Source organism: Novipirellula aureliae, from assembly GCF_007860185.1.
In the GTDB taxonomy this organism is placed as follows: domain Bacteria; phylum Planctomycetota; class Planctomycetia; order Pirellulales; family Pirellulaceae; genus Novipirellula_A; species Novipirellula_A aureliae.
On record NZ_SJPY01000003.1, the window covers coordinates 744659 to 758226 of the forward strand.

The window sequence follows — 13568 nt, forward strand, 5'->3', positions numbered from 1 at the left end:
TGATTGTTTAACAATCCACATACAAACCGCCTACAGCCCGCACAAAGCGTACCAATCATGAAAACTTACCTGCTCGCAAATTCAAAGTCTGGCGGGTGGGACCGCGTGAAAACCCAACTGGCAACGTTGGCCGATGCGACGGGAATCGAGATTATCCACATGGACCAAGGTGCTTTGGAGCACTCGTTGCCCGATTCCGGCCGATTGGTCGTCGCTGGCGGCGATGGGACGCTATCTCGTGTTGTCAACGCCGTTGCTGAAAAGCTTGACCGGTTTGAATTTGCACTTCTGCCGACCGGTACGGGAAACGACCTTGCTCGATCACTCGATTTGTATGGAGCACCGATCGAGGACGATTGGCAGCGTGCCATTTCATCGCCGACGACCACGATTGACGTTATCCGTGTCACCAACGGTCGTTCGCTCTATCTGCTCAACGCCGCGACCGGCGGTTTCGGAGGGATGGTCAGCACCGATGTGACCACAGACGACAAACGGCGTTGGGGAGCCATGGCATACTGGCTTACCGCATTCTCCAAATTGACGTCACTGGAGGAATCGAGTATCCGATTGGAGTTGGATAGCGAAACCATTGAACTGAAAACGTTGGGTTTGGGGATCGCGAACGGATGCTATGTCGGGGGGGGATTCCCGGTCGCTCCCAAGGCGAAGTTGGATGACGGACTTTTGGATATCACAACGGTTCCGAATCTGCCGACGATCGAGTTGCTTGCGGCGGGAGTCGATTTCATGCTGGGGCGTGAGCATGACCCCAATCTCGTCCGCATGTTTCAATCCTCGCGAGTTCGAGTGATCGCTGACCCAACGATGCCCTACAGCCTTGATGGAGAAACGATGCAAGGGTTGGATGCGTTGTTCGAGGTCGTCAGCGGTGCCTTGCAGATCGTGGCAGGAGAGAATCCGGTGGCCTTGTAACCGACACGATTGGCATTGGGCCTGCGATTGGCACGCGACTTGCGGAAAAGATCGATACCGCACGCAAATTCATCCAAGGAGACCGTCCCATGACAAGACACGAATCGATCCAAAGACTGAAACGTCAACTGATCCAACGACGCCGCCAATTGCTGGATCTGATGTCTGGCGAACTGTCCCAGCACCATAACTCGGACGATCCGATCGGTGGCGATCTGGTCGACTTGGCGGTGGAAGCGGATTATGTGACAGTCAATTCCGCGTTGGCGGCGACCGAGTGTCAAGAGCTCGAGCAGATCCATGACGCACTACGCCGGTTCGACGATGGTACTTTTGGCTTCTGCTGTGACTGCGGCAAACCAATTTCCATCGCAAGACTCCGCGCGATCCCGTATGCCGTCAATTGCGTCGCTTGCAAGATAAGGGATGAGTCGGAGCAACAATGGTTCAAGCTAAGTTGCGAGACGGATACGGAGACGCCTGACACTCGTACGAGTTTGTACGTATAGAAACGTGGCTAGTGAGAGGAACCATGCGTGTTCGCGTGATTTTGCTAATTGTTCTGTTGGCGTCGGTCACTCTCGGCTGGTGGATGTACCGTGATGTCGTAAGCTGGGAATGGATCGCTGCACAGGAGAGTCGATTTCACGCGTCGGTTGCAGAACATCCGATCGTCTCGTTTGTTTACGGGTTCTTCGTTTATGTTGCTCTGTCTCTCGTGCCTGGAACCACAGGCAAGTCGATTGTGTATGGCTGGCTATACGGGTTCTGGCTCGCCCTACTGATCGCAAGCACGGCTTTGACGATCGCGGCGGTGATTAGTCTCATGGCGATTCGGTTTCTGTTTCGCGACTTTGTTGAAGCTAAACTTGCCCCCTGGTGCCGCCTTATCGACGATGCCGTGATGCGCAACGGTCCTACATGGTTGGTCACCATCCGGCTGCTGCATGCACCCTACACATTGACGAATTACGCATCCGGGGCCACGGCGATTCCAGTCACCACATTCGCGTGGACAACACAACTTGGAATGTTACCAGGGACGATCGCGTTCGTGCTGGCTGGTTCGAGTATTCCATCGTTGCGAACGATTTCCGAACAAGGAATTTGGGGTGTCGTTGACGTGCAACTCTTGATGCTGTTGTCGTTGCTGGCATTCTTGCCCTTCTTTGGACGCTGGGTGCGGCGACGGCATCGTGACTCACATCAGGTGGGGCCTGGATCGACAGGGATGGCGACCGGCCGACCGCCCAGCGAGTCCACACTTGAAACGAAACAATGAGCCAACTGATCGTCTCACCGAATGTCGCCTGGACCGCGGTTGCCGCCCTCTGCTTTCTCGGGGCCAGTACGTTGATTCGACTCGCCACGATACGTCACCAACCCCGTGATATCGCGAACCGTCGGATCCAGAGCTTGAAAACTTGGTGGATCGTTTCAGTACTCGTGATTGGTGCTGCCGTTGTCGGACCGCCAGCGATCATCGGATTGCTCGCCATCGTTAGCTTGCTCGCTCTACAAGAGTTCGCGGCACTTCCGTTCCACCCGCCGCTCTCGCGAAACGCTTTGTACGCAAGCTACCCATTCATCGTTGTTGGCTATGTTTTGCTACTCACTGGTCGAAGCGAAACCTTCATCACAACATTTCCACTGATCGCCGTACTTTTGCCCAGCATCCTGTTGCTGTTTTCTGGCAACCCAGCGCACTTCACGACTCAGGTCGGGCGGATCACGTTTGGTTTGCTGGTGACGACCTATGGTCTTGGGCACCTTGGATTGCTTGTCGCGTTGCCACCGGAATCGAATCCCGACTCCGGCTTGATCGGTCTCTTTTTGATGGTGGTCGCAATCACAGAACTCAATGACATCGCCGGAGCCTTGGTCGGACGTAAAATTGGGCGGCGTAGACTGACTGTGATCTCGCCTCGAAAAACCTGGGAAGGATTCCTCGGCGGGATGATGACGTCAACAATCGCTTCGGTTGTTCTTGGCAACTGGCTGACAACGATGACGCTGGGACAGTTGATGGTGGCTGGGCTACTGATATCCGTAGCCGGCACACTTGGCGACTTAAACATGTCGGCAGTGAAACGCGAAGTCGGTACGAAGGACAGTGGGAATTTGATGCCTGGACAAGGTGGCATCCTCGATCGGATCGACAGCCTTACCTTTACCGCTCCGATGTTTTACTACTACTGGACGTGGTGCTACCAATGAGCCGATCATCCTCACCCGATCTCGGGCGTCTCAATCGGTGGCTAACCGTGCCAAACGTTCTTTGCATTGTGCGGTTCCTCGGATCGTGGGTAATGTTGTGGTTCGCCATTCACGAGCAACCGCAATGGGTTGTCGGCATCTTTCTGTTTCTTACAGCAACCGATTGGATAGACGGAAAAGTCGCTCGGTTCCTAGACCAACGCTCGTTGATCGGCCCCAAACTTGACACAATCGCGGACGTCACGATGTACGGCTGCTTGCTGATTTCGATGCTGCGGTTGCAACACGCGGTACTGATCGCCGAGGTCGAATACTTCATTGCCGCAATCGCCAGCTACGCGGGATCGTGTTTGTTCAGTATTTTCAAATTTCATCGCATCCCGAGTTACCATACCCGAGCAGCAAAAACATGCTGGCTGCTAATGATCTTCGCTGTCTGCGCGCTGTTTGTTGGATGGTCGATCTGGCCGCTTCGAATCGCGATGGTGGGAGTGACGCTAACCAACTTGGAGGCGATCCTGATCACGTACCGCTCCGACGAATCACTCTCGGACATCAAGCACGCAGAGTGGTTCAAGCCACGACAGCGGCGATGATAGACCCTACCAAGCGAAAGACTGAATCGTTTGGCATATCATTTGGCATATCGTTTGCAAAGTTAGACCATCGTCAAAGAATTTCCGAATTCGCAATTCACTCATCGGAGGTTGTTATGAACGATCGTCGTTGTTTGGCATGTGGTGGTCCACTTCGGCGAGGCTTTACGTTGGATCGAAGCGGAGCCCATCACCGTGATTCAACTTTCTGGGCGAGCGGAGAGTACTGGTCGTACATGCTTGGCCATGAACAAGTTTTGCCAATCGAATCGTGGAAATGCGACAGATGTGGATTGTTGCACAACTTCGCGGTAGATCCGCTCAATACCGGCGACCACTGCGTCCAGTCACAGCAGGAAGCCGAGGGCTCACGCAACGGTAACTTACAGAAAGAATCCACGCCCGAGCCCTTGGTCGGTGCGGAGAAATAGCTCACTTCCGGCCACGCAGGGACTCTCGCCAAGTCAAGTTGGCACGGCAATGCCATCTTGGCGAGGGCGGCCTCTGAGTTGTCCGGTTGCTTTCGTCCTGGTCATCGAACTAGCAATTGGCACGATTGCTGCAATGGCTAGGATTTTCAGTCCGACACGAGTTTTCAATTTTTGAAGGAGGCTATTCAATGAAAAAACGCAAGCAAACTCTTCGTCCAATGTTGGTTGGGTCCGCCCTGCTTTTTACCCCTCTGCTCGTCGACCGAGCCAATGCGGATGACACCCAACCATCCAACGAAATCCAATCGACAGTGACAGAGACGAAAGCCACTCAGGCGGAACTTGGAATTAGTGTCTCGCCACTGCCGCCTGTGTTGACGAGTCATCTACCCGAAGTGATTGGGAAGGGGCGAGGGGTTTTGGTCTCGGATGTCCGCCATGGTTCACCGGCTGAAAAGGCGGGGTTAAGAATGAACGATGTGTTGATTCGCTATGACGACCAAGATCTGTATTCACCCGAACAACTGGTCAAACGCGTTCGCAATGACGAACCGGGCAAAGAGATCGAACTGGAGTTTGTTCGAGCGGGCAAGCTAAATACGGTGAAAGTGACACTTGGCGAGAAACCCATTGTTGTTCCGATCGAGAATAACTGGCCAGGTTTCACAAGACGGTTTGACGTTCCTCTTCCATCTCGACCCGACTTTTTGACCGAAGATGAGGATCTGCTGGGCGACGGCAACGAATGGACTCACTTCGAGTCGATAAGCGTGGTGAAGGACGAAGACGGTACGTATCGAGCGAAGGTAACGTATAAGGATGAGAACGGTGCCTCGATTGATCGTGAGTACACTGGCACTCGGCAGGAAGTTCGTGACGCGATCAATCATGACAAAGAGTTGCCGGAGGATCAACGAAACCAACTTCTGCGCACGTTGGATGATAGAGGAGCTGGAACGTTTCCTAGCTTCAAGTTTCCAAGCGTTCCAAATTGGACACCATGGCGACAACCTTGGAACCAAGAGTGGTTCCATTGGCCCAACATGACTTTCTAAGAGACGGAGTTTCGAATCGATAGTGCACGCCGCAAACGGCGTGCGATTTCAATGCGTGATGGAGCGGCATCGATGCCGCTCCTAGCCCACGCCGGGGAATGCGATCACCCCAGTACGACGATTTGTGGATCGCCCACTTTACGTTCGACATTCAAGCCCACGTCTCTGGCATGCCGGTGGATGGCCAAGTCGACTTCTCCATCGCCAACTCGCAAATTCTTTATGCGAATCCAATTCAAAAAGTCGGGTAGCTTCGGGTTATCGAACCGCACTTGCGGCTTCCTCGGCGAGAAACTGAGACCCAGGATCGATTGCAATAGTAAGAAGACTGCCCCAGTCGCCCAAGCCTGCGGTGAACAGGCAACTGGGTACAATGTCGGGGCGTGACCGGGCATTCGGTCGAATCCGCAAAACAGTTCGGGCAAACGATGCAAGTCGTTGAACAGTGATGCATCGAACAGTCCCGCGATGATGCGAGCACACTCGTTGCGGAATCCGTAGCGGGCCATACCGGCCGCGCACAACGCCGTATCATGCGGCCAAATGGAGCCGTTGTGGTATGACATCGGGTTGTAGCGAGTCTCTCCTTCGCTGATCGTGCGAATCCCCCACCCATTGAAGGAGCTCGGATCGGTCAGTGATGCGGCAACGGATGCTGCATAGGCTTCATCGACAATGCCGCTCAACAACAAATGACCCGCATTGCTGTTTCTCACTTCGCAAGCTTGCTTGTTGCCGTCCAATGCAATGGCAAAGGTCTTTAGCGAATTGACCCAGAACGTATCGTTGAACTTCTGTTTCAAATCAGTCGCTTGCTGGCGCAGTTCATTCGCCCATGCATGATCATTCATCACATTAGCGAGATCGGCCGCGAGCATTTTTGCTTCGTAAACGTACCCTTGCACCTCGCTGACCGCGATCGCTCCTGTGGCATCGCGTCCGTCACGATGAAAGATCGAATCATTACTGTCTTTCCAGCATTGGTGAGTCAAGCCACGATTGTTGTGCGATTGGTATTCGACAAATCCGTCGCCATCGATATCGCCATACTCGTCGATCCAGTGGATCGCCCGCTGAAGGTTGTGCCAGATAAGCTCGATGAAGTCACGGTCGCCTGTGCGACGGAAGTACTGGCCCGCCAGCACGACAAACAATGGCGTTGCATCCACGGTTCCGTAGTACCGTTTAAACGGCACTTCTCCGAGCGCTGCCATCTCACCATCTCGCATTTCATGAATGATCTTGCCCGGCTCGGCTTCCGTAATGGGATCCACTTCGGTCGCCTGTGTCGCGGCAAGAAAGCTCAATACTCCGCGGGATAATTTCGGCCGCACCCACAACGTCTGCAGTGCTGTGATGAGACCATCGCGGCCGAATGGGGTTGCAAACCAGGGGACTCCAGCATACGGATACCGTCCATAGATAGTGTCGGAGATCAGCATTTCCAAGTCGGCGTTGCTGCGGTTCAACCAGCCATTGAATTCCTCGTTTGACGTGAAGATCTCGGTACGTTCCGACTCGGTCGTCTGAATTCGTGTTGTCCAACCGGCAGTGGCTTCGGTATGATTTCGCGCCGGCGAGTTTACCTTTTTGACGTATCCGGGCTTGTCGGTTCGGCATTCTGCGGTCGCATGGAGCGTGGTTTCTGCGCCGCCATCGAGACATGCCCGCAAGATGCAACACTCCGGAGTGATCCGTTCGATCTCGCCTGCAAAGCGGATCGCAACTTGCCGCTTCTGATCGTCTAATCCGCAATACGCGAGTCTAACCGCCGCATCGTCGATGACGGGATCGAGCTTCTCGCCTCGTTTCTCCCGATGCTCTCCACGAACTTCGAAAATATCGCGAAAATCGGCATCGAAGCGGTACTCGATCCTTAATTCAATCGGCGAGCGTGAATAGTTTTTCAATCGCAACTTCTCGTAATAGGCAGCGCCATCGAGCAACATATTACGGTAGACATGAAGCGTGCCTTGCGGTAGCACGTGACCTGGCTGCGGAATGGACGGCGTCGTCATCTGCACTACCAAAGAACTATTGTCCTGCTTCATCGTTGAGTTCAACAGTAGCGGCCGGCTATCGTTGATAAACAGTTCCCATTTGGACAGGAACCGCGTCCCTCGATGATAAAGACCTTGTTCGGACTTCCCCGACACGCCAATCTCTCCAAGTCGATCCAAAACCGCGAAAGTGTCCCCTTGTTTGAGAACTTGGATTTCGGCCGGTGCGCGAGTTGTCTGTGCGTGTACGTCCCAGTCGGTTGTGCTCGTTTGGACCTTCATCATCTATCCCACCGACACCGATGCTTCGCTGTTCTTGACAATCCTGCGGCGCGAAGGAAGACGAATCGTCTTTTGTGGTGCCACCAACTTTTTGTAGACCTCTAGGTAACCATGTGCCATTGGTTCGACATCAAAGCGACTTTGGAAATAGACACGGCAGCCACGTCGACTGACGTTATCAATGTTGCGAGCGGCATCGACCGCTTCGTCGACGCTATTGACAATGTAGCCACTGACGCGATCCTTCATCACCTCATCAACGCTGCCGTTGCGGAAAGCGATTACCGGAGTCCCACACGCCATTGATTCGGTCATCACCAGTCCAAAAGGCTCCGGCCAGTCGATCGGGAATAACAACGCCTTCGCCCCGCCCAACAGCCGGTTTTTGCCGTTCTCGTTCACCTCTCCGATGTACTCGATCAACGGGTCGTCCAGCTGAGGCTTGATTCGCTCGGCAAAGTACTCTTCATCAACCTTATCGATCTTTGCCGCCATCTTCAACTTCACACCCAGTCGTTTGGCAATTTCAATGGCACGCTCAGGACCTTTTTCCGGAGAAAAGCGGCCGAGGAAGGCAAAGTATTCATCCGGATCGGGCGTTGGGCGAAAATCAAAATTCTCTCCCGGCGTACCATTGTAAACCGTCCCGACCCAGTTGGCGTTCTTGATGGGGGCCCGCTGCGAATCGCTGATCGAGACGACTGGCATATCGGGAAACTCGTCAAAGACGACCTGGAAATCGGGCAGGTCCAATCGGCCATGCAACGTCGTGATATGCGGCGTTTCCAAGTACCGCATCACACTGAAGTGACTAAAGTCGGTATGGAAGTGAATGATGTCAAACTTGTCAGCCATGCGAAGCACTTCCATCAGTTGCCGTTGATGCCAGATGATTGGGTCACGCGGCACACGGCTGCACCGCAGCGATTCTTGAACAACCGCCACATGATCCGCATTGGTCAGTGAATCGCCACAGGCGAACAGCGTGACATCGTGACCTTGACGCACCAGTTCTTCGGTCAAGTAATGGACGACCCGTTCCGTTCCGCCATAAGTTTTCGGTGGAACCGTTTCAATCAGTGGAGCGACTTGTGCGATTCGCATAGGTTGGTTTCCTTATTAGCATCCTTTGGGAGTTTGTCCCCGAGTAAAACGACCCGAGTAAAACGACCCGAGTAAAACGATTTGAGTGCGATCACCCGTTGCACCCGCATTGCAACTGATGTGCCAAATCGATGCCCCCGCAGCGTTGACGTGTCAACATCTCGGTCGTCTCAACTTCTCTGTCGTCTCAACGCGGCCAACGCCCCGTGACAAGTTGGCATTTGCAGTGCCAGTTTTTCCTCGATGCTTCAATCGCCATGCGTCAAACTTGCCGCTCACAATCGGCGAACTGCGAACGGATGACGATTTGCAAAATGGTACGCTCGTTGCATGCTTTCCCTGTCCGTTGGCAAAGACTGACACGGAAACGAGAGAATGGAATTTTAGAGTACGGCGTATTGAGAACAGAATCCAACCATTTCTCCAAACCAGAGCGGAGGTAGAAAGATGTTAAACACACCTTGGCAATCGTTAGTGGAAATGAATCGTCTCGGCAGCGAAATGGATCGAGTGTTCGGACGATACGGAAACGGCAGCGGACGTGCGACCGCGTTTCCACCGCTGAACCTGTGGGAAGATGATGACAACTTGTATGTCGAGGCGGAACTGCCCGGCTTCGAGTTGGATGATTTGGAAATCTATGTTACGGGCGGTAACCAGCTTTCCATTTCGGGCGAACGGAAGCAGCCTGAACACGAAGCCGCGGTATGGCACCGTCGAGAGCGAGCGTTCGGGAAATTCCGTCGCACGCTGGAACTTGTGGGACGCGTTGACAGCGATAAGGTTTCGGCCCATTTCAACAACGGCGTTTTGATGTTGACCATGCCGAAGGCCGAAGAAGCCAAACCGCGACGCATCGAAGTGAAGGCGAACTGAGAATGATGGTGGGTGAACCGGCGACGCCCGAGCAACCAACCAAACCAACAAACAGAAGGAGGATAAAACCATGATTGACACACTGATCCCTTGGAAAAAGAAGAATCGTGATTTGAATGTTCAACGCGACGGAAACCCCATCGCTCAACTCCGCAACGAGTTCGACGGCCTGTGGAATCGTTGGCTGGACGAGATCGGGGGTGGCCTGACCGATTGGAGCGGCTCAGGCGGTCTGAGTTCGCGGATGAGTCTCGACGACGACGAGAAACAATACGTTCTGCGTGCCGAATTACCTGGCTTTGAACCCGAGGAATTTGATGTCAAGGTCAGTGGTAATGTGCTGACGCTACAAGCAGAACACAAGGAGGAAGGAAAGGAGAAGAACGGAAGCTATGCCCAATACGGTAGCTTCTATGAAAGTTTCACTCTGCCGCAAGGCATTCAAGAGGACCAAATCGACGCTCGCTACCACAGTGGTGTCTTGGAACTGCATTTACCAAAGAGCCAAGAATGCCAAGCGAAACGAATCGCGGTGAAATCCGCATGATTCGTTGATCCGTCAACGCGGGCCGAATGGTGAAAATAGCGCCGCCCCACCTCTGTTTTGCAAATGGTGGGTCGGCGCGGCGGGTATGAAGAAGCACGATGAGCATCGCTGTGCCTGCCCAGAGAATCAAGTAGGCCGTCCTCTTGCACCTTCCTATCACGCTTGTTCTGATGGCGTTGCTTCGACGCCTGCAGTGACTTGGTATGGGCACGTGGCGATGTACGTGGCGATGTACGTGGGATGGGTAACTCGCGACTCCAGTGCAAACCCAATGATCGTCCAAACAAGTCGCTAGAGGAGTTGCAGGCGGCGTCTCGTACACACATTGCGACAGCACGTCCGAGTTTACACCGGCCAACACACGTTGAATGGAGGGAGTCCCGATGAACCAAGTCCGATTTCTATCTGTCTATTCGATACTACTGACGATGCTCGTTATTGGTCTCGCCTTCACAATCTACTCGGCGTACGGTCGGTTGCAGCACTGCGCCGCGACCGTCGGTAACCTCCAAACTCAAGTGCACGAAGCGACGACTGCCCAAGAAAAACAATTAGAGGAAGCAAACCGACTCAAACAAATGCTTGGATTTTCGGAAGCGACCGATCTAACCACGATCGAGAAAGCGGTCGCGGATGACTTGAGAGGCTACGGCACAGAGCTACCCGACGAAAACCAAGACTACCGATCTCTCGTGAGGCTGACAACGTCGTCGATTCGTAGGCTTAACCAACACCTTTCCGAAGCCTATGAGCAAAACCGAGACTTGCGAGAGAAGTTTACGCGAATGGAAGCGAACAGCCAGAAACGATTGGAGATCGTTCAACAGTCCGTCGACAAACTGGCCAACGACCTTGCGGAACAACGTGAGAATTTTCAAGCGGACCGGGAACGTCTCAAACAAATGGCAGAGCAAGTGGCCGATCGCCTCGAACACGAGCGTCGAGAAAAGTATCAATTAGCGGCTTCCTATAGCGAAGACCTGCGTAAAGCTCAGCAGCAACTCGATCGGCAGCAGCGAATCAACAAGCAACTTGCCGAGCAAGCGATTCCATCATCCGACCAACCGATCAAACCCGATGGCTTCATCGCCTGGACGGATCCCCGATCAGAAACCGTATGGATCAACGTCGGTTCGGAAGACAACTTGAAAGCTCATACCCGTTTCAGCGTCTATGAAGCGCGCGGCGAAACCATCACCGTGAAACAGCCGAAAGGCAGCATTCAAGTCATTCGGGTTGTTGGTCCGCACATGGCCGAGGCGATGGTACAGGATAGTAAACGGACCGACCCATTGCTTCCTGGTGATGCAATTTTCTCACCAGCGTGGGACGTAGGCCAAACGCTTGGCATCGTCATCGTCGGCGAGATCGACATCGATGATGACGGCGTCGACGACAACGATCGGTTTGCAAAGATCGTCGAACAAAACGGAGGACGGATCGATAGCGAGCTTACAGCGGATACCGGGTACGTTGTGGTTGGCGATCTCCCTCAAGCCGAAGAGACATCCTCTAGCCGCGACCAAGATTGGATCTCAGCAAAGCAAACGATCGAGGATGCAAAGATGCTGGGCGTTGAACGCATCGGCGTCCGAGAATTCCTCAATCATATCGGTTGGAAGCCGCCTGCGATCGAGCGGTTGTAGCCTGAAGTGAATACGGAGATCGAGTTGACTCGTGCTAAGGTTCCCTGGCTGTGTGGGGCATAAACCCGCTGAATGCTATGTTAGCCCCAGTTCTTTAACGCGCCGCTGCATCGTTCGGACGCTGATCCCAAGCCGCTTGGCGGCTTCTTTTCGACATCCTTCGGTTTCTTCTAGCGTTCGCGTGATCGCTTCCTTTTCGAGTTCCTCGAGCGTCATCCTGGATCGAACAAACGGCGACTCGCCGGCGTCATCGCGGGTTGGATCAAGGTCGAGTAACTCAAGGGCGGCCTTGCTGCGAAGCGTGGCAGGATTCGTCCCGAGTCGTCGCATCGCTTCGTTGCGATCACCGCCAACCCGTTCCATTACCACTTTGACAAGTTGTTGCTCAACAAAGGCGATCACTTCGTCATACAAATGGTGGGAATGCTCGTCGAAACGCTTTGAGATTAGCTGTTCTAAGTCATGGTGGGTCTGTTTGGTGATGTCACTGAGCGGTGTGAAGTCGGGCAAGAAGTCTCTTAACAATACGGGGCCGTTGGTTCGCAGGATCGCTTGACGGATCACATTTTGGAGTTCTCGAACGTTTCCCGGCCAGGAATACTCACGCAATACCTCCATCGCGTCGCTAGCGACCTCGCGTACCTTCTTTCCAAGATCGTTGCAGGCAACACGCCGAAAGTGTTCGACCAACGATTCAAGATCGCTTTCTCGATCCTTCAAGGCAGGAAGGTGAATCGAAAATCCGTTCAGCCGATAGTATAAGTCCGCTCGGAACCCTCCGTCGGCGACCATTTTCTCTAAGTTGCGATGGGTTGCCGCGATCACACGGACATCTGCGTTAATCGTTTCATTTCCGCCGACTCGCTCGAACTTCTTCTCTTGCAACACTCGCAATAACTTGCTTTGAAGCACTGCGGACATATCGCCGATTTCATCCAGGAACAGCGTACCACCGGTGGCTTGCTCAAACTTGCCGATCCGTTTTCGATCCGCGCCAGTGAACGAACCTTTTTCGTGGCCGAATAACTCGCTCTCCAGTAACGCCTCGGGGATCGCAGCACAATTCACGGCTAGAAACGGTCCCTTCACCCGATCGCTATACTGATACAACGCGCGTGCGACGAGTTCTTTCCCGGTCCCACTTTCGCCGCGAATCAACACGGTCACGTCTTGGTCGGCAACGATACCGATCGCCTTATAGACCTCCTGCATCGCTGGACATCGACCAATGATCGCCTGCGTGTCCAACGACTGCGTTTCCGCGTTCATGTCGATGGGTCTGTCAGCCAAGCGGCGAATTTCTAACGTCCTGGCCACCACTTTACGAAGTTCAACGACATCGATGGGTTTGACAAGGTAGTCAATTGCACCGTGTTTCATTGCTTGAATCGCGGTGCCACTTTCGCTACTGGAGGTCACAAAAACGACGGGAAGACGATCGTCCATTACGTGGAACTTTCGCATCACTTCCAAACCGTTTCCATCGGGAAGCATTACATCCAAAATTGCGACATCCGGGTGGTGCTTGCGCACCGCGAGGACGGCTTCTTTCGCAGTCATTGCGGTCACAATTCGATGGTCAAGTTTTTCGAGTGCTGAGCTTATCAGCCCCAAATCGGCTGGCTCGTCGTCAACAACGAGAATGGTTGCCATCGTGCAAACCTCCAATTTCAGTGGATGGCGGGAAATTTCAGAGGACGGGGCAATTTCAGAGGACGGGGGTCGGCTTCGGCTCCTTGACCCGAGCGGGGAAAGTTCTAAAAAAAAAGCGACAAAATGGCACAACATTGTGCGACACATTGACAATTGCAACAGGCGTGCCAAAGTGTCGTTGCGACTGGCACGCTGGTTGCATCCACTGGTTGCACCCGCTGTTTG

Annotated in this window: 14 protein-coding genes; 11 read left to right on the top strand and 3 right to left on the bottom strand. The window is 53.6% G+C overall.

Annotation, left to right across the window (positions count from 1 at the left end; genetic code table 11):
- Positions 1-57: 57 nt before the first annotated feature.
- The 7 genes from Q31b_RS12080 to Q31b_RS12110 all read left to right on the top strand — a co-directional run bounded on the left by Q31b_RS12080 (position 58) and on the right by Q31b_RS12110 (position 5235).
- A complete protein-coding gene (locus Q31b_RS12080; RefSeq protein WP_146599906.1) occupies positions 58-936 on the top strand; it encodes a diacylglycerol/lipid kinase family protein in 879 nt (292 codons plus the stop codon).
- Positions 937-1025: 89 nt separating this feature from the next.
- Positions 1026-1445: a TraR/DksA family transcriptional regulator gene (locus tag Q31b_RS12085; protein WP_146599907.1), complete on the top strand. Its 420-nt coding sequence runs from the start codon at positions 1026-1028 to the stop codon at positions 1443-1445.
- 23 nt (positions 1446-1468) lie between these two features.
- Entirely contained in the window at positions 1469-2218 is a 750-nt protein-coding gene (locus Q31b_RS12090; protein ID WP_146599908.1) for a TVP38/TMEM64 family protein, read from the top strand.
- On the top strand, positions 2215-3153 hold the full coding sequence (locus tag Q31b_RS12095; protein WP_146599909.1) for a phosphatidate cytidylyltransferase: 939 nt from the start codon (positions 2215-2217) through the stop codon (positions 3151-3153). Before Q31b_RS12090 ends, Q31b_RS12095 begins: the two co-directional genes overlap by 4 nt.
- A complete protein-coding gene (locus tag Q31b_RS12100) occupies positions 3150-3749 on the top strand; it encodes a CDP-alcohol phosphatidyltransferase family protein (RefSeq protein ID WP_146599910.1) in 600 nt (199 codons plus the stop codon). The genes Q31b_RS12095 and Q31b_RS12100 overlap by 4 nt, the downstream gene beginning before the upstream one ends.
- Positions 3750-3865: 116 nt before the next feature.
- Complete coding sequence (locus Q31b_RS12105; RefSeq protein ID WP_146599911.1) at positions 3866-4180, top strand: hypothetical protein; 315 nt, start codon at positions 3866-3868, stop codon at positions 4178-4180.
- 188 nt (positions 4181-4368) lie between these two features.
- Complete coding sequence (locus tag Q31b_RS12110) at positions 4369-5235, top strand: S1C family serine protease (protein WP_146599912.1); 867 nt, start codon at positions 4369-4371, stop codon at positions 5233-5235.
- Between the two features lie 104 nt (positions 5236-5339).
- Here Q31b_RS12110 and Q31b_RS12115 read toward each other — a convergent pair whose 3' ends face one another.
- Both Q31b_RS12115 and Q31b_RS12120 read right to left on the bottom strand, forming a co-directional pair.
- Entirely contained in the window at positions 5340-7520 is a 2181-nt protein-coding gene (locus tag Q31b_RS12115; protein WP_146599913.1) for an amylo-alpha-1,6-glucosidase, read from the bottom strand.
- On the bottom strand, positions 7521-8621 hold the full coding sequence (locus tag Q31b_RS12120) for a glycosyltransferase family 4 protein (protein ID WP_146599914.1): 1101 nt from the start codon (positions 8619-8621) through the stop codon (positions 7521-7523).
- 447 nt (positions 8622-9068) lie between these two features.
- Between Q31b_RS12120 and Q31b_RS12125 the strand changes: the two genes are divergently transcribed.
- The 4 genes from Q31b_RS12125 (at position 9069) to Q31b_RS12140 (ending at position 11690) form a co-directional block, all read left to right on the top strand.
- A complete protein-coding gene (locus tag Q31b_RS12125; protein ID WP_146599915.1) occupies positions 9069-9497 on the top strand; it encodes an Hsp20/alpha crystallin family protein in 429 nt (142 codons plus the stop codon).
- A gap of 70 nt (positions 9498-9567) precedes the next feature.
- Positions 9568-10044, top strand: a complete 477-nt coding sequence (locus Q31b_RS12130) for an Hsp20/alpha crystallin family protein (RefSeq protein ID WP_146599916.1) — start codon at positions 9568-9570, stop codon at positions 10042-10044.
- Between the two features lie 4 nt (positions 10045-10048).
- Entirely contained in the window at positions 10049-10339 is a 291-nt protein-coding gene (locus Q31b_RS12135; RefSeq protein ID WP_146599917.1) for a hypothetical protein, read from the top strand.
- Positions 10340-10427: 88 nt separating this feature from the next.
- Positions 10428-11690 carry a hypothetical protein gene (locus Q31b_RS12140; RefSeq protein ID WP_146599918.1) on the top strand — a complete coding sequence of 421 codons (1263 nt, stop codon included), beginning with the start codon at positions 10428-10430 and terminating at the stop codon, positions 11688-11690.
- 75 nt (positions 11691-11765) lie between these two features.
- Here Q31b_RS12140 and Q31b_RS12145 read toward each other — a convergent pair whose 3' ends face one another.
- Positions 11766-13343: a sigma 54-interacting transcriptional regulator gene (locus tag Q31b_RS12145; RefSeq protein ID WP_146599919.1), complete on the bottom strand. Its 1578-nt coding sequence runs from the start codon at positions 13341-13343 to the stop codon at positions 11766-11768.
- Positions 13344-13568 lie beyond the last annotated feature (225 nt).